Annotated in this window: 14 protein-coding genes and 2 pseudogenes; 11 read left to right on the top strand and 5 right to left on the bottom strand. The window is 67.7% G+C overall.

The window, feature by feature from the left end:
- Position 1 precedes the first annotated feature (1 nt).
- Positions 2 to 898, top strand: a complete 897-nt coding sequence (locus ABZ552_RS15230) for a glycosyltransferase (RefSeq protein ID WP_281879688.1) — start codon at positions 2 to 4, stop codon at positions 896 to 898.
- Positions 899 to 1,098: 200 nt separating this feature from the next.
- On the opposite strand, the gene ABZ552_RS15225 is transcribed toward ABZ552_RS15230, so the two are convergent.
- The gene (locus tag ABZ552_RS15225; RefSeq protein WP_357437691.1) at positions 1,099 to 1,839 is read right to left on the bottom strand and encodes a hypothetical protein; all 741 of its coding nucleotides are present in this window, start codon (positions 1,837 to 1,839) and stop codon (positions 1,099 to 1,101) included.
- 472 nt (positions 1,840 to 2,311) lie between these two features.
- Between ABZ552_RS15225 and ABZ552_RS15220 the strand changes: the two genes are divergently transcribed.
- Positions 2,312 to 2,911: an SLATT domain-containing protein gene (locus ABZ552_RS15220; protein WP_281879690.1), complete on the top strand. Its 600-nt coding sequence runs from the start codon at positions 2,312 to 2,314 to the stop codon at positions 2,909 to 2,911.
- A 139-nt stretch (positions 2,912 to 3,050) separates the two neighbouring features.
- Positions 3,051 to 4,298: a TIGR03618 family F420-dependent PPOX class oxidoreductase gene (locus tag ABZ552_RS15215; RefSeq protein ID WP_357437689.1), complete on the top strand. Its 1,248-nt coding sequence runs from the start codon at positions 3,051 to 3,053 to the stop codon at positions 4,296 to 4,298.
- A 136-nt stretch (positions 4,299 to 4,434) separates the two neighbouring features.
- On the opposite strand, the gene ABZ552_RS15210 is transcribed toward ABZ552_RS15215, so the two are convergent.
- Complete coding sequence (locus ABZ552_RS15210) at positions 4,435 to 5,724, bottom strand: oxygenase MpaB family protein (protein WP_281918186.1); 1,290 nt, start codon at positions 5,722 to 5,724, stop codon at positions 4,435 to 4,437.
- Positions 5,725 to 6,172: 448 nt separating this feature from the next.
- Between ABZ552_RS15210 and ABZ552_RS15205 the strand changes: the two genes are divergently transcribed.
- The gene (locus ABZ552_RS15205; RefSeq protein ID WP_281879694.1) at positions 6,173 to 6,844 is read left to right on the top strand and encodes a TetR/AcrR family transcriptional regulator; all 672 of its coding nucleotides are present in this window, start codon (positions 6,173 to 6,175) and stop codon (positions 6,842 to 6,844) included.
- A gap of 401 nt (positions 6,845 to 7,245) precedes the next feature.
- On the top strand, positions 7,246 to 7,689 hold the full coding sequence (locus ABZ552_RS15200; RefSeq protein ID WP_281879696.1) for a pyridoxamine 5'-phosphate oxidase: 444 nt from the start codon (positions 7,246 to 7,248) through the stop codon (positions 7,687 to 7,689).
- Here the strand turns inward: ABZ552_RS15200 and ABZ552_RS15195 are convergent.
- Positions 7,577 to 7,897 (bottom strand): annotated as a pseudogene (locus tag ABZ552_RS15195) (SDR family oxidoreductase); the annotation flags it as partial. The gene ABZ552_RS15200 and the pseudogene ABZ552_RS15195 sit on opposite strands and share 113 nt — an antisense overlap.
- A 98-nt stretch (positions 7,898 to 7,995) precedes the next feature.
- Here ABZ552_RS15195 and ABZ552_RS15190 point away from each other — a divergent pair.
- The 3 genes from ABZ552_RS15190 to ABZ552_RS15180 all read left to right on the top strand — a co-directional run bounded on the left by ABZ552_RS15190 (position 7,996) and on the right by ABZ552_RS15180 (position 10,956).
- Positions 7,996 to 9,747, top strand: coding sequence for an acyl-CoA dehydrogenase family protein (locus ABZ552_RS15190; RefSeq protein ID WP_357437687.1), 1,752 nt, complete (start codon positions 7,996 to 7,998; stop codon positions 9,745 to 9,747).
- A 589-nt stretch (positions 9,748 to 10,336) separates the two neighbouring features.
- Complete coding sequence (locus ABZ552_RS15185) at positions 10,337 to 10,774, top strand: anti-sigma factor antagonist (protein ID WP_281879697.1); 438 nt, start codon at positions 10,337 to 10,339, stop codon at positions 10,772 to 10,774.
- 20 nt (positions 10,775 to 10,794) lie between these two features.
- On the top strand, positions 10,795 to 10,956 hold the full coding sequence (locus ABZ552_RS15180) for a hypothetical protein (protein WP_281918187.1): 162 nt from the start codon (positions 10,795 to 10,797) through the stop codon (positions 10,954 to 10,956).
- A 22-nt stretch (positions 10,957 to 10,978) separates the two neighbouring features.
- Here the strand turns inward: ABZ552_RS15180 and ABZ552_RS15175 are convergent, their stop codons facing one another.
- Positions 10,979 to 11,500 (bottom strand): MarR family transcriptional regulator, encoded by a 522-nt coding sequence (locus ABZ552_RS15175; protein WP_357437682.1) that lies wholly within the window; start codon positions 11,498 to 11,500, stop codon positions 10,979 to 10,981.
- Between the two features lie 58 nt (positions 11,501 to 11,558).
- Between ABZ552_RS15175 and ABZ552_RS15170 the strand changes: the two genes are divergently transcribed.
- From ABZ552_RS15170 to ABZ552_RS15160, 3 genes are all read left to right on the top strand, one after another.
- The gene (locus tag ABZ552_RS15170) at positions 11,559 to 12,284 is read left to right on the top strand and encodes an SDR family oxidoreductase (protein WP_281879703.1); all 726 of its coding nucleotides are present in this window, start codon (positions 11,559 to 11,561) and stop codon (positions 12,282 to 12,284) included.
- Positions 12,285 to 12,716: 432 nt separating this feature from the next.
- Entirely contained in the window at positions 12,717 to 13,544 is an 828-nt protein-coding gene (locus ABZ552_RS15165; protein WP_357437678.1) for a DUF1684 domain-containing protein, read from the top strand.
- On the top strand, positions 13,541 to 14,620 hold the full coding sequence (locus ABZ552_RS15160; RefSeq protein WP_357437675.1) for an LLM class flavin-dependent oxidoreductase: 1,080 nt from the start codon (positions 13,541 to 13,543) through the stop codon (positions 14,618 to 14,620). Before ABZ552_RS15165 ends, ABZ552_RS15160 begins: the two co-directional genes overlap by 4 nt.
- Before the next feature lie 23 nt (positions 14,621 to 14,643).
- Here the strand turns inward: ABZ552_RS15160 and ABZ552_RS15155 are convergent.
- Positions 14,644 to 14,963: pseudogene (locus ABZ552_RS15155) on the bottom strand (esterase family protein); the annotation flags it as partial.

Below are 14,963 nucleotides of genomic sequence, written 5' to 3'. Positions count from 1 at the left end.
GATGGGTACCGATCGCATGACGGTCGTCATCATCACCCGCGACCGGCGCGAACAACTGCTGGAAACCTTGGCGCACATGACCGCGCTCGCCGACGCGGCGCCGATCATCCTCGTCGACAACGGATCCACCGACGGCACCGCCGACGCGGTCGCCGCGGCGTTCCCCGCCGTCGAGCTCATCCGCTCGGCGGACAATCTGGGCGCGGTGGCCCGCAACATCGCGGTGGAGCGGACGGTCACGCCGTATGTGGCGTTCTGCGACGACGACACGCGGTGGCAGCCGGGTGCGCTGACCCGCGCCGCCGACCTGCTCGACCGGTATCCCGGCCTCGGCTCGGTGACCGGACGATGCCTGGTCGCACCCGATCTGCGCGAGGATCCGATCACGCCGGAACTGCGGTATTCACCGGTTTCCGGGCCCGACTGGCTGCCCGGCCCCGCCCTGCTCGGCGTGATGGCGGCCCTGTCCGCCTTCCGGGTCAGCGCGTTCCGGGAAGTCGGCGGCTTCTCCCGGCGCTTGTGGTTCGGCGGCGAGGAGGAATTGCTCGCGCTCGATCTCGCGGCACACGGCTGGTGGATGTGCTGGATCGAGGACATGCTGATCCATCACGAGCCGTCGACCTCGCGCGACGCGACCCATCGTCGCAGGCTCGGTATCCGGAACACGTTGTGGACGCTGTGGTTGCGCCGCCCGGCCCGCAGCGCCGCCCGGCGGACCGCCGCCGTGCTCCGGTCGGCACCGGCGGATCGGACGACGGCGGCGGCCGTCCTCGAGACGCTGCGCGGCATGCCCTGGGTCCTGCGGGAACGCAAAGTCCTGCCGCCGCAGGTGGAAGCGGGTCTCGTGCTGTTGGAAGACTCGCAGCGTCGTTCGACCGCGCGTCGTTATGTGGGCTGACGAGGCGTTTCGCCGGCGTGCTTTCCGGGCGAGAGCGCGGTCGCGTTGTTCCTCTGACCGCGGAATGCGCACGCGTTCCAGGTCGTCCAGAATGCGGAGAGCCGTTCGGGCGATGTTCGCGCGGAGCTTCGATCACCATCGGCCGGTCATCCGAAGAGACGGGTGGATTCAGCGGGGCACTGGGGGATGTGCCGCTTTGTTCACTCGACTCGGCGGACCGGTTCTTTCCCTCCGGCTCCGGTGCCGCGCCACGGCAGGCGGCGAGATGACGACGGGCGGTTATACGTCCATTGGGCGACGGCGGCAACAGCCGAACCCAGCGAAACGACACCCGCGAGGAGCGCCCAGTGGGTGAGGCCGGCGGTGTTGTAGGAGACCTGCCGGACTCCCGGTGCGATGAGGCTGCCGTTGCCGAAGGCCCAGCTGGTCACCATGCCGATTTGACCACCCAGATCCGAGGACCGTCCGAGCATGCCGCGCAGCTCGGGGGCTTTGCTGTTGACGTAGAGCACGGTGAGGACCACCAGCGCCGCGGTGACCACCGCGGACACCGCCGCGGCACGCGACAGCACCTCGGCGCGGTAACGGAGATTCGCCGCCACCACGCAGACGGTGACGACGATCGCGCCTGCGGCGAGTATCGCCAGGGCGCCGCTGATTCGCACGCTGGGCGGCGGCGATGACGACCAGGCGTTCAGGAAAGAAGTGGTCGCGGTGATCCGTCCGAAGGCATCGGCGCGGGCTCTGCCGTCGGCACCCACGGCGTTCAACCACGGCTGGAACAGCAGCAACAGCGTGACGATGCTGCCCGCCAGCGCGCCCAGGTAACCCCAGTGGCCGTCGAGCGCCGACAAGGAGCCGCGGACACCAGCGCGCGGCTGCGCCGCACCCGGAACCTCGACGGGCCGAGTGTCCTTCGCTGACCACGGGGTTGGCTGCACGTCGCTCCGAATCAGAGGTAGGTCCGGTGTCGTGGACCGAGACGGACATGGCGGTCTCCGCACTGCGGTCGTCCTGGGGACGGCGCGGCAGGAGGGTTGAGCCGGACACTAGAAGCCGGAGAGCCGCCGCAGAACTATTGCGATCAGCGCGATCTTGAATCCGGCGTCGCCACGCCGCGCCCGGTACGGAGCCCGGCGGGATGGCCCTGCGGGCGCTGCGAGAACTGGCCGGGCCCGGCAGTCCCGGGACGTCGGCAGCCGCGCCTGCCGGATCGAGCGGGGTGACCGACTCGTCGGAGGGGAGAGCCGGTCACCCACAGCGGTTCCGAATCTCGTTGCGGCACATGGCAGCGCTCGTCTCGCGCCGTTCTGTGGCCGAAGTGACCGGCTTGCGAAGTCCGCAGTGCTGCTTGCTCACCCGCACAACGGCCGAAAGATGATTCCGGAGACGTTGGGGAGATACAGTACGGCCGTGACAGAGCACCGATCGCCCTTCGGCGGGGATCGCTCGCAGGACCTCGGAGTGCCGCCTTCGCTGGACCTCCGCACCGCCGACTGGTCGAGTTCCGATGAGACCCTTGCCCGGCTGTTCCAACGCGTCGAGGCGTATGCCATCGACGCGCGCGAATGGTATTCGCGCGACGGCCTAACGAAGCGGCGAATCAGCCTAGCCCTCACCGGAGCTACGCTCGTTCTCGGCTTACTCGGAATACTGGTGCCGCTACTGACGACCGCCGGCATCGACGCCATCGATCCCAGCTGGGGATTCGTGCTGCTGGCCTGCGCCGCCGGCACTGCCGCGTTCGACCGGTTCTTCGGCGTCTCCACGGCATGGATTCGTGATCTCCGCAGCGCGCAGTCGATCAACGCGATGCTGTGCGATTTCCAGCTGGAGTGGGCGTCGGTGTCTCGTGGTCCCGCCAATTCGAACGGGGAGATCGACCGTCGGATGGGGTTGCTGCGAGACTTCTCCTATCGGGTCAACGAGGTGATCGCACACGAAACCGATAGCTGGGCAGGCCAAGTGCAGCCCTCGGTCACCGCGCGGATGAGCAGGTTCGATCGGAGGTAGCGGCGGGAAGCCTCCCGCCCGGATGGTCAAGAGGCAAGCATCGACAACGCGGTGTGGGCGCGGGCGAGCGGAGCCTGCGCTCGCACGGTAACTGAACCGATCAGGTGACAAGATTGAACTGGTTGGTTAAATTCGTGGCATGAAGCATGTTGTGGTCGCGGGTGGAACCGACGGAATCGGCCGGGCGGTCGCGCTGGAGCGCCTGGCCGAGGGCGACTCCGTCGTGGTGATCGGTCGAGACGCGAGGAAGGGCGAAGGCTTTCTCGCCGCCGCGGAGGCGCTCGGCGCGGTCGACCGGGCGCACTTCGTGCCCGCGGATCTCAGTTCGATCGAGGCGACTCGCCGGGCGATCGACGCCGTCCGGGCCCGGTTCGCCACGGTGGATGCCCTGGTGCTGTGCGCCCGGCACTACCGGTCCGATCGGCTGGCGACCGACGAAGGCTTCGAGTACACCTTCGCGCTGTTCTACCTGAGCCGATTCGTGCTCAGCTACGAGTTGGTCGACTTGTTGAACGCCGCCGAGCGCCCGGTCGTCGTGAATGTCGCGGGCCCGGGCAGCGGCACCGGCGAAATCCGCTGGGACGACCTGCAACACGAGCGCGAGTACCACGGAATGCGCGCCCTCGCCCAGGGCGGCCAGCTCAACGATCTGCTGGGCATCGAGTTCGCGCGCAGGCCGGTGTCGGCGCGAGTGCGATACGTCCTGGTGCACCCGGGGGTGGTCGACACCGCCCTGTCCGGTGACTACGACGCCGAGACGGCGGCCCGGATCGAAGCACTGCGGCGTACCGCGCGACCGATCGACGAAGCCATCCGCCCGATCCTCGACGTCCTGGACGATCCACCGGCCGATCCGCTGACCGCCCTCGCGCAGGGCCGGCCACTGGACGTGCACGGACCCGCGTTCGACGCCGCGGCGGCCGCACGGCTCTACAGCGAGACGACGAAACTGCTCGGCCGGCTGCAGTCAGCGGCCTCGGGCGTTTCCCCGGCCAGGTTGCGTCAGGTCCTCGACGCGCCCGTCTTCGGTGTGGTGGGCACGATTCAGCCCGACGGCAGTCCGCACCAATCGGTGGTGTGGATCCTGCGAGACGGTGACGACGTGCTCTTCGCGGTGGGGGCGGGCAGTCGCAAGGAGCGCAACCTGCGTCGTGACGCCCGAGTGAGCGTGCTGGTCAACCCGCCCGAACAGCCTTACACCTACGCCGCGATCCACGGCACCGCCACCCTCTCCGCCGAAGGCGGCCTCGAGCTGCGGGATCGCCTGGCGCGCAAGTACACCGGCATGACCTACCTCGAGCACAACCCGGAAGCGGCGGCCACGTATGGAGATACCCCGATGCTCGTCGTCCGGGTGACCCCCGACCGAGTAGTCGGCCGACTCTGAGCCGCACTCGGCTCTCTGGACCGACTGAAGCGCGTGACTTCCCCGGCTCGTCATGGCATGCCGGGGAGTTGGCCGGCGACGCCCGGTGACGGCGAACACGGTCGGGATCGGCGCGAAAGGCGTCCGCGAGCGGAGGTCATCGGCGTAGCGCCCCGCCGGCCTCGAAAGCCGCTTCGCGACCCTGCATCTGAGCGCGGTACCAGTTCTCGCGATGCCAGAGCATGAGCTTCTCGTGCGCCCGCGCGAAGGGCGGGAACGTCCTGCGCAGGATCTCCATCGTCGTGATCAAGGGAAAGCGCAGCAGCGGGATGACGATCCAGGGAAACGCCGGCGGCATGATGTAGCGGCGCCGGGTCAAGGGAACCATGTACATCGCGGAGTACACCGAGTTGATGCGAAAGTTGTACGCCTCGCGCAGCCGCGTGAAGCCGCGGTGGCCGTCACGGGGCGCGAACGCCATCGGATAGGACTCGATCAACTCCGCACCGTGCCGCCCCGCGTCGTAGGAGCGGGAGGCAATGGTCATGGCCAGCACACGCAACGAGTCGAGGACCGTCTCCGGGTACCAGCGCAGCCGAACGCCGAGCAGGTAGCCCATGTACTTCTGGAAATGCAGCAACGCGCGGATTTCCGAGGGGGTCGTCTGGTAACCGAGCGCCCAGAGCCCGAGCCCCGGGGTGACGCTGCCGGCCAGCAAGGTCAGCATCTGGTAGGTCTGGCTGATCGGCAGGCCCCACCGGTCCATGTCCCACTCCGGATGCTCCGCGACCTTCGCGCGGACCGAGACGTGCATGATGCGCACCTTCAGCGCGGTGGCACGTCCCGCCGATCCCGGCGTCAGCAACGCGCCGGGCTGTGAGACATCGATCCAGAAGCGGGTCGTCTCCAGGAAGCGGCGTAGCGCGCTGTCCCCGGCGTACCCACCGGCCAGTGACAACGGCGTCGCGACCGCGGCCTCGGTGTACATCTCGAGAGTTTCCGCGCCGGCGAAGCTGAACAGCATGGTGCCCCACCGTCGCCAGATCGCGGCGCCTTGTTCGACCAATTCGGGTATCACCCACGCGGGGACCGTCTCGAATTCCTCGAACAGCGCGCGCATCGACTCCGGTGCGTCCGGTACGGCGTCTATGCCTGCCGCGAGGGCGATCTCGAGCATCTCGCGGCCGGCTTGCCGACCGATCTCACCGTGCATGACCTCAGCGACGAACCGCTCCGCGACCGGATCACCGGTGAAGAGGTCCTCGCACAGCGCGACGGCTTGCGCATCGGTCGGAAACAGCTGCTTCCCGGTGACTTTCGCGAAAAGACGCTCGATGCGCCGAACTCCGGGGCTGCGACGCGCTTCCCAGTAACGGAACGCTGTCGGGCACTTCACCGATGGTTCCGCGACGGCATCCGCGCGCGCGGGCGGGACTTCCACTGGCATGGGTGAACTTCTCCTACTCTCCGATAGCGATCCGGCTCGGCCGGCGGGCCTGCTCAGGCCACCAGCTCGCGCCGGATCAGCCACGACCGCAAGTGGTCCTGCGCGAGGCTTTCGGGCTGGTCGACCAACGAGTGGGTGAGGCGGGGCATTTTGCAGCACCCAGGGGATTCGCAAAATTTCCGGCGTCCGATCCGCGACTCATGTTCGAACCCTTCTCAGGCGGCCCCGTCGGGCGCCCACTGCGGCGACCATACCATTGGGTATAGTCATCGGTACCATTTTGAATGGAAGTGCAGGTCCGTTGCGGATCGTGCCGAAGGAAATCGGTGCGTGGCGGATTCGGCGCCGGCGCTGCACAGGCGCGGCGGACGGTCGTCGCGTCGAAGCAGCCGCGTGTTCGGGTCGCCTACGATCGTGTGGTGATTTCCACCGACACGGGGCCGCACCGATGACAGCGGACCGGCCGTCGGCAGCCGACGGCATCCGGCCCTCCGACGTGGGCGCAACGAACGCCGCGCCGCGGCGTTCCCGCAAAGCCGCGGCCCAGCAACGCGGCCGCACCCCGCGGCTGTCCTATGAGGCATGGGTCGACGGGGCTTTGACGCTGCTCGCCCGAGAAGGTGTCTCCGCCATCAGGATTCCCCGGCTGTGCCAGGAACTCGGCGTCACCAAAGGCAGTTTCTACTGGCATTTCGACGACATCGAACAGCTCATGGCGGCGATGGCCGACCGGTGGACCGCCCGCCAGAGCGAGATCATCCGCGCGCTCGGCGCGATAGCGTCCGTTCCGGTCGAGCAGCGCATCGCCGATATGGCCGCCAATCTCATCGACCAAGGCACCTGGGCCACCGAAGCCACCGTGCGTGAATGGGCGCGCAGCGACGAGAAGGTGGCCGAAACGGTGCGCGCCTTGGATCGGCAGATCTTCGAAACGGTGCGAAAAGCGATGTTGGAGCTGGGCTTCACGCCCGACGGAGCGCGTCTGCGGGCCGGTGCGATGGTGTATCTGGGCATCGGCTTCATCCACGGTCGTGACAGCCTGCCCGCGCCGACCGCGGAAGACGCCAGAGCGATTCTCGAGCTGTTGACCATTCCTGCTCCGAAGCGAACCCGCTCGTAGACCTATGGTCAGCGGGGCTGGGCGGACCACGCTCGCTACCGGCGGGGAAGCGCCGCGCCAACGGGTGTAGCCGGTGATGTCGCGGATCCAGCTGATGAAGTCCGCAGCGTCCGCGTCGCTGCCGTGGCCCGCGTCCCAATACATCGCGGCGTTCACGTCCGCGCTGCGGTTCTCAGCGGCATTGCCGGCGAGGGGAAGGGGGCGTCAGTGGTCCGGCGGGCGGTCGGCGTCCTGATCGGTCGCTTCCGGTGCGGTGGGATCGCGCTGCCACGCAAGTGCTCGTGCACCGCCGACCAGAAGTCATCGTCGGCGCTCGACGGCGCGGGCTTCGATCGGCGGGGTTCGCCACCGGGGCTGTGGTTCGCGGCCGTCCGGCCGACGTGCATACGTAGACTTTCGGCGTGACCGATCTCGCGGACTTCGCCCAGCTGATCGCCGGCGATCACGGACTCTGCGTCGTCTCCACCCTTCGAGCCGACCACACCATTCACTCGTCACTGGTCAACGCGGGCGTGTTGCGGCACCCCGAGACCGGTGCCGATGTGGTCGGCATGGTGGTGCGCGGCGGTGCGCGAAAATTGGACAACATGCGTGCCCGGCCGCGTGCGACGATCGTTGCTCGCGTCGGCTGGCAATGGTGCGCCGCCGAGGGGCCGGTATGGATCGCCGGTCCGGACGACCCGGCGGCGGGCGTCGGCGCCGAGCGGTTGCGACTGCTGCTGCGTGAGGTGTTCACCGCGGCCGGTGGTGTGCACGAGGACTGGGACGAGTACGACAGGGTGATGGCCGCCGAGCGCAGAGCGGCGGTGTTGATCCTGCCGGAGCGTGTCTACGGCAACAGCTGAGAACGTCGTCCTGCGCGGCGGACTTGTCGGCCGCCCGCCCGTAGCTCGCTCGCATAGGGCGAGTGGACTCCGACACGGGTGCACGCGGAACTCTCCCGTCCGCGAGCGCCACCGACGTGGTGGAGATGAAATGCACCGGCACGCCCTGCCCTTGTAGCGCCAGACGCAGCACCGTGCGTGTGCCTGCGACGTTCGCGCCACGCAGCCGCGCATAAGCGCGAGTCCGACCTTCGAGCCGGACACCGCGGCGGCGCTGCTGACGAGGCGCGCGTCAGACAATTGACGGCAGGTGCCATCAGACTTAATGTGAGGGCACTTGCCATCACTTCGAAAGGCGGCATCGCCATGGCCCTGTTCAACCCGAAGACCGACACGTTCGAGGAGTTCGACCCCGCCACGCGGGCGCGGCTACGGTCGGTGGTCGACTTCTTCGAGAAAAAGGGCAAGCAGGCGCTCACCGGCGACGCGCACCGGGCGGAGTGGTACGAGGACTGGATGGAATTCCTGGCCGAGAGCCGGATCATCGCCCACATGGCGACGCCGCGAGCGCATGCGGGCGGAGATCCGGGCAAACGCTGGGACACCGCGGTCATTTCCCGGTTCAACGAGATCACCGGTTTCTACGGATCGCAGTACTGGTACGCGTGGGGTGTTTCGACGCTCGGGCTCGCCACCATCTGGCAGAGCGCCAACGAAAAGGCCCACCTCCGAGCCGCCGAGGAGCTCGACCGGGGCGGGATCATCGGGTTCGGATTGTCGGAGAAGGATCACGGCGCCGACATCTACGCCACCGACATGCTGCTCACCCCCGATGGCGCGGGCGGTTTCACTGCGACCGGCAGCAAGTACTACATCGGCAACGGCAACGTGGCCAGGATCGTGCCCACCATCGGGCGGCGGACGGACTTGGACGGCCCCGACGCATACGTCTGGTTCATCGCCGACAGTCAGCACCCCAATTACCGGCTGGTCAAGAACGTCATCCACGGTCAGAATTTCGTCTCGGCCTACGATCTGGCGGACTATCCCGTCGCGGCGGACGACGTGCTGCACGTCGGCCGCAAAGCGTTCGATTCCGCACTCGCCGCGGTCAACTGCGGCAAGTTCAATATCGGCATGGTCGCGCTGGGCATCGTAGAGCACTGTTTCTACGAGACGATCAACCACGCCAGTGCCAAGATCCTGTTCGGGCATCCGGTCACCGACTTCGCGCAGGTCCGGCAGATCCTCGACGACAGCTACGTACGCATGAACGCCATGCGGCTCTACCACGAACGGGCGATCGACTACATGCGCTGCTCCACTCCGGAGGACCGCCGCTTCGTGATGTTCAATTCCATCGGCAAGATGAAAGTGACCCGCGAGGCCGAGCGGGTATTCCGGGAACTGTCCGATGTCATCTCCGCCAGGGGTTTCGAGAAGGACTCCTACTTCTCCACCGCGCGCGGCACCATCGATTCCATGCCACGACTGGAGGGTACCGCGCACGTCAACATGGCGCTCACGCTGAAATTCATGCCGAACTTCCTGTTCAATCCGGCCGAGCTGCCTCCGGTGCCGGTGCGGCGGGATCCCGGTGACGACGAGGCGCTGTTCCGGCAGCCGAGCGCTGCCGGATTGAGCAAGGTGCGATTCGCGGATTGGCGGCCGGCCTACGCGCCCTACCGTCATCTGCCCAATGTGGCCCTGTTCCTCGAGCAGGCGGAGCGATTCACCCTGTTCCCGGTCGAGGCTCCGCCGACGTCGATTCAGCTGGAAGATCTGGACTATCAGCTGGCGGTGGGGGAATTGTTCACGCTGCCGCCCTACGGCCAGCTCATTCTGGAGCAGGCCGCACTCGTCGGGACTTCGGAAGATTTGGTGGACGCCATTTTCGAGGTCTTCGTGCGCGATTTCTCCGCGTACGCACTCAACCTGTTCTCGAAGGCGTCCTCGACACCGGCGCAGCAGGACTGGGCGATGAATGTCCTGCGCAAACCCGCTGTCGACGAGCAACGAATCGCACGTCTGCACGACGAGGTGATGAGCTACGCGGGCGCATTCCAGATGAATCCGTAGCCACACCACCGGATCGAAAGCCGCACCGGCCACAGCAGGACGATGCGTCGGGCCGTCGGCCGCGAGCAGGTGTGTCCGGAAACACGACGGTCCGTGCCCTTGTACCGGGCACGGACCGCTGGTTCCGCTCAGGTCGGATCAGGCGTAGGTTTCTCCCGCCGCGGGGCGGGCTGTCGCACCATGGCGTTGATGCGGTTGAAGGCGTTCATCGCGGCGATCAGCGAGACCAGCGCGGCTAGCTGCGCTTCGTCGAAATGGGCGCTCGCGCGCTCCCAGACCGCGTAAAAACGCCTGGAACATCGGGTTACGTCGGTAGTCGAGCCGGGGACGCATCGGGAACTCCTGATAGAACGATATAATTATTCTCTTATCGTATCGGATACGTGGAGTGCGTCGCAGGTTCCGCGCGGGGCGACCAGCTTTCGGGCAGGTGGAACGTTCACCATCGCGTGCGGCGCCGGACACGGCGAGCGCCGGTTCGCTGTACAGGCAGACCTGTCTCTGTTAGTAAGGAAGAACAGGTCTGTCTTGAAGCTGCAGGATGGGCCCGACTGAGCGCCTTCAGGCGCGAAACGAATCGAGTGCCCATATGAGCACAACATCGCACGATCTCAGCGGCCTTCTTCAGCCCACGGAAGACGTTCCCTTCGGATTGCGCGCGACGGTCGAACGTCGCGGCGCGGCGGCCATCGTCCACGCTCACGGCGAAGTCGACGCCTACACCCTGCCGACCTGGCGCAAAGTCCTGCGGGATGCCGCCACGGCCACCGCGGCGCCGGGGCTGGTGGTGATCGACACCAGCGGCCTGGACTTCATGGCCTGTCGTTCCATACTGGCCTTGGCCGAGGAATCCGAGGCGTGCCGGCGCCGGGGCGTCCGGCTGTGCGTGGTCGGCCGCCGGTCGACCGTGACCCGCGTCGTCGACCTCCTGAATCTCGACGCCCTTCTGCCCATCTACTCGTCCGTCGACGACGCGCTGGCCGACGCGGTCCCGAGCGGGCTTTCCCGGCAAAGCGAGGCGGTATAGCGTCGCGCGGTCAAGTCGATGTGACATCTCTGATGCGCAGGGGCGGGCTCGGTGACATGCATGCGACCATCTGCCGGGCCCTGCGTCTCGAGTACGACGACCGGCCGGAACCGGTGGCGGAAGTGCAACTGCCCGAAGGGGTGCAAGCGCGGGACCTCTCCGCCGATCTGTCCGGCGCCTGAGCGCGGAGTCGGGCACGGCGGCCTACGCCGGCCCGGCGGACCGGAGCGCGGCCGCGAGTGTGGTGAGGGCCGCGGTCAGTACGGCGCGTTCGCTCGCGGGCAGCCGGTCGGTGAGCGCGGTCTCGTGCTCGAGCAGCGCGGGCACGACTCGTTCGGTGAGGCGGTGGCCTTCCGGCGTGAGGGTGACCAGCACGCCGCGTCGGCTGGCCGCGGTGGGTTCGCGGGTGATCAGGCCTGCCGACTCGGCACGGGTCAGGCGCTGGGAGATGGCGCCCGCGGTGACGAGGCTGCGCGCGGCGATCTGGCGGGTGGTCAGCTGGTAAGGCGGCCCCGACCGGCGCAGGGTGCTGAGCAGATCGAGAGTGGATTCGTCGATGCCCAAGCGCTGCAGGGTGCGCTGCCGTTCGTCGGTGAGGAGTTTGGCGACTCGCCACAACGGGGTGAGGATCTCGATCGACTCGGTCCGCGCGCCGGGTAGTTCGCGGTGCCACGCCGCGGCGATCTGGGCGGGCGACGGTATCTCGTCCTGTGTTTCGTGCGTCATTGCCGCAAGTGTCTCCCGTCGGTATATTTAGCGCTAAATATAAACGAAGGGAGATGAAATGCGTGGGACGGTCGTCGTCACCGGCGCCAGCGGGGGAATCGGCCGCCGAGTGGCACAGCGATTCGCCGAAGGCGGTGCCGAGGTGGTGATCACCGGGCGCTCGCCGGAGCGGGTCGAACAGGCGGCGCGGGAGCTGGGAGTGCGCGGAATCGTATGTGACGCCGGTGATCCGACGGCGGTGGAGCGCTTCGCCGAGTCGGTGGGGCCCGAAGTGGATGTGCTGGTGAACATGGCCGGCGGCAACACCGATCTCGCCGCGGGCGGGGGCGGGACGCCTTCGTTGGCGGATCTGGCCGCGCAGTGGCAGGCCAACCTGTCGACGAATCTGCTGAGCGCGGTGCTCACCACCTCGGCGCTACGGGAACGTCTGCGGCCCGGCGGAGCGGTGATCAATGTCGGCTCGATCGGCGCCGAATACGCCGCGGGCTCCTACGGCGCCGCGAAGGCCGCGCTGGCGGCATGGTCGGCAGGGTTGTCGGCGCAGCTCGCGCCGAAGGGAGTCACGGTGAACACGGTCGCGCCCGGTTACATCGAGAACACCGACTTCTTCCAGGGGCAGCTGAGCGACCAGCGGCGTACCTGGTTGATCGACTCCACACATGACAAGCGTCCGGGCGACCCGGATGACGTCGCCGGATTGATCGAGTTCCTGGCCTCCCCGCACGCCCGTCACATTACGGGGCAGACGATCCACGTCAACGGCGGCGCGCACACGACCAGATGAACTCCGCGCGGAGGGGTTCGTGCGTGCACTCAGGATGCGGCTGACCCGGTCGCCCGTCGGGTTCGACGAGGACGCCGAAGTCGCTCCCGGTGCTCCATCGGCGACATGGGAAGTGATGCAGGTCGGACGAGATACGGGATCGGCCGGAAAGGGTCGACCGGCCTCAGCGAACGCGCATTCACGTCGCGCGCACCGCCGCAGTCCGTCGGGTAGGGCCGGTGCGCAGTACTTGTATTCGCGCTGATCACAATCCTGTCCGTGGGCTGGTGCGTGCGGTTGAATCCGGTATCACCTGCGTTCGTCTCCCGGAGAGCAGTCGCCGACGCCTCGGAACGTGCCGACCTCGGACTCGCGAGGGCGTCGCGGCCGAGGGGCCGGTGCCGGGACAGCGCCGAACCCGGGCAGGGCACAGCTTCAGACGAGGAGCACCACATGACAGTGCAGGCCGAGGCAACTCCGACCGACGCCTTCGTCGCCGACTGGGCGGACTGGCACCACACGCAAGAGTCGCGACTGGCCGACCCGCACGGATTCCTGGCCATCACCAACCTGCACTGGCTCACCAGCGGGCCGCAGCGATTCCCGGACGCACCGGGCTCCTGGTCCACCGGCGCCGAGGGCGTCACAGTGGTTCTCGACGACGGTGACGAGCTGGTGATCGACGGGACACCGGTACACGGCAGGCACGGCTTCGGCGTCATCCCCGAACGCGGTGGGGTGAACGCCGTCTGGGGTGACGCTGTGATCGAAGTCGCCAAGCGCGGGGGGTACGACATCGTTCGCCCGCGGCATCCCGACAACCCACTGCGCACCGCGTTCCAGGGCACGCCCGCCTATGCACCGCACCCGAAATGGGTTGTCGCCGGGCGGTATGTACCCTTTCCGGAGCCGCAGCCGACCACTGTCGGCGCCGCTGTCGAAGGACTCGAACACGTCTACGACGCGCCCGGGCGGATCGAGTTCGAGCTGGACGGCAGGCCGCTGGGTCTGACCGCGTTCCCGGGTAAGGAACCCGGTAGCCTGACGGTGCTGTTCACCGACGAGACCTCCGGTGTCACGACTTACGCCGCCAATCGTGTTCTCCACCTGTCACCGCCCGGCGCCGACGGATCGGTGGAGCTGGACTTCAACCGGGCCGCGAACTTACCCTGCGCCTACACCGACCTGGCGACCTGCCCGCTGCCACCGGCAGAGAACCGGCTGCCGGTCGCGATCGAAGCCGGTGAGCAGCTCCCGTACGAGCGTCGCCGAACCCGATGAGCAACACGACACCTCGGATCGGGACGTTGTCGTTCCTGACTCCGGGCAACTACCCCGACGACGACCCCTACTCGGGACTCGAGGACACGCTGCGGCTGTTCGAATACGGCGAGCGCCTGGGTTTCGACGGCGCGTGGATCCGGCAGCGTCATCTCGAGCACGGCGTCGGGTCGGCCGCGGTGTTCCTGGCCGCCGCCGGGCAGCGCACCAGCCGAATCGAGTTGGGCACGGCCGTGATTCCGATCGGCTACGAGAGCCCGTTCCGGCTGGCCGAGGATCTGTCGCTGGCCGATGTGCTGTCGCGGGGCCGGTTGCAGGCGGGTTTCAGCGCGGGCACTCCGCCGCATGCCGACTTGATCGGCGACTTGGTCTTCGATGGGGACTGGCGCACCTACGACCTGTCCTACGGACGGATCTCCCGGCTGATCGAGAATCTGCGGGGCGGCTACCTCGGTGACGCGGACACGGTGATCCACTCCCCGGGCAATACCCAGCGGCCCCGATTGCAGCCACACAATCCCGGCTTGATCGACCGGCTGTGGTACGGCGGCGGCAGCATCCGTTCGGTCCGCTGGGCAGGAGAGAACGGACTGAACCTGCTCACCGGCAACATCGTCTTCGGTGAGCGCAGCGACGATTTCACCACGACCCAACTGAGTCTGATCGACGACTATCGCCGGCTGGTCGACCCGGCCCGGCCCGCCCGTGTCGCGGTGGGGCGGGTGATCGTCCCGTTCGACAGCGCCGACCGCACGACTCGCGAGCGGTACCGGCAGTACGCGGCGAGCAGGCACGAGCGCACCACGGCGCCGCAGGGGGAGCGGCGCGTCCTGTTCGCCCCGGACCTGGTCGGTCCCGCCGCGGAGATCGTCGACCGGCTGCGAGCAGACCCGGTGCTCGCGCAGACCGCGGAGCTGCGACTGGAGTTGCCCTACGAATTCCACCGTGCCGATTACGAGCAGATCCTGCACGACACCGTGGAACTGATCGCGCCCGCGCTGGGTCGTCGCCCGGTGACCGGTCGGCCCGGCGTCGAGCACGACACCGGCGAGGTGGCCGCGACCACTCGGGCCTGACACGAAAGGGACGTGTTTTCGCGTCAGGTGCCCAGCGCCGCGGCGAACACGGGCCACGACTTGTGCAGATCTTCCTGCCAGTAGGGCCAGGAGTGGGTGCCGTTGCCGCGCAGGTCGACGGTGGCGGGAATCGCCAGCTGGTCCAACCTTTCGCGGAGTTGACGGGTGCAGCGGTCGGCGAATGCCTCCAGCGCGCCGCCGATGAGGAGCTGGTCGATCAGTTTGCCGGAGTTGTGCTCTATACCGGAGCCGTCGAGGGTGTCGTGTGGTCCGGGTGTGCCGGTGCCGGTGGAGACGTAGATGGCGGTACCGCGCAGTTTGTCGGCGTGTAGGTAGGGGTCGT

Origin of the sequence: Nocardia sp. NPDC019219 (assembly GCF_040632645.1) — a bacterium.
In the GTDB taxonomy this organism is placed as follows: Bacteria; Actinomycetota; Actinomycetes; order Mycobacteriales; family Mycobacteriaceae; genus Nocardia; species Nocardia sputorum.
Note: the sequence above shows the minus strand (reverse complement) of the source record. Positions and strands in the feature narration are given on the sequence as shown.

What these genes read in the sequence shown, in the direction of transcription:
- ABZ552_RS15230 (WP_281879688.1), top strand. Translation starts at nt 2, where the DNA reads ATGGGTACCGATCGCATGACGGTCGTCATCATCACCCGCGACCGGCGC.
- ABZ552_RS15215 (WP_357437689.1), top strand. Translation starts at nt 3,051, where the DNA reads ATGAAGCATGTTGTGGTCGCGGGTGGAACCGACGGAATCGGCCGGGCG.
- ABZ552_RS15210 (WP_281918186.1), bottom strand. Translation starts at nt 5,724, where the DNA reads ATGCCAGTGGAAGTCCCGCCCGCGCGCGCGGATGCCGTCGCGGAACCA.
- ABZ552_RS15205 (WP_281879694.1), top strand. Translation starts at nt 6,173, where the DNA reads ATGACAGCGGACCGGCCGTCGGCAGCCGACGGCATCCGGCCCTCCGAC.
- ABZ552_RS15185 (WP_281879697.1), top strand. Translation starts at nt 10,337, where the DNA reads ATGAGCACAACATCGCACGATCTCAGCGGCCTTCTTCAGCCCACGGAA.
- ABZ552_RS15175 (WP_357437682.1), bottom strand. Translation starts at nt 11,500, where the DNA reads ATGACGCACGAAACACAGGACGAGATACCGTCGCCCGCCCAGATCGCC.
- ABZ552_RS15170 (WP_281879703.1), top strand. Translation starts at nt 11,559, where the DNA reads ATGCGTGGGACGGTCGTCGTCACCGGCGCCAGCGGGGGAATCGGCCGC.
- ABZ552_RS15165 (WP_357437678.1), top strand. Translation starts at nt 12,717, where the DNA reads ATGACAGTGCAGGCCGAGGCAACTCCGACCGACGCCTTCGTCGCCGAC.
- ABZ552_RS15160 (WP_357437675.1), top strand. Translation starts at nt 13,541, where the DNA reads ATGAGCAACACGACACCTCGGATCGGGACGTTGTCGTTCCTGACTCCG.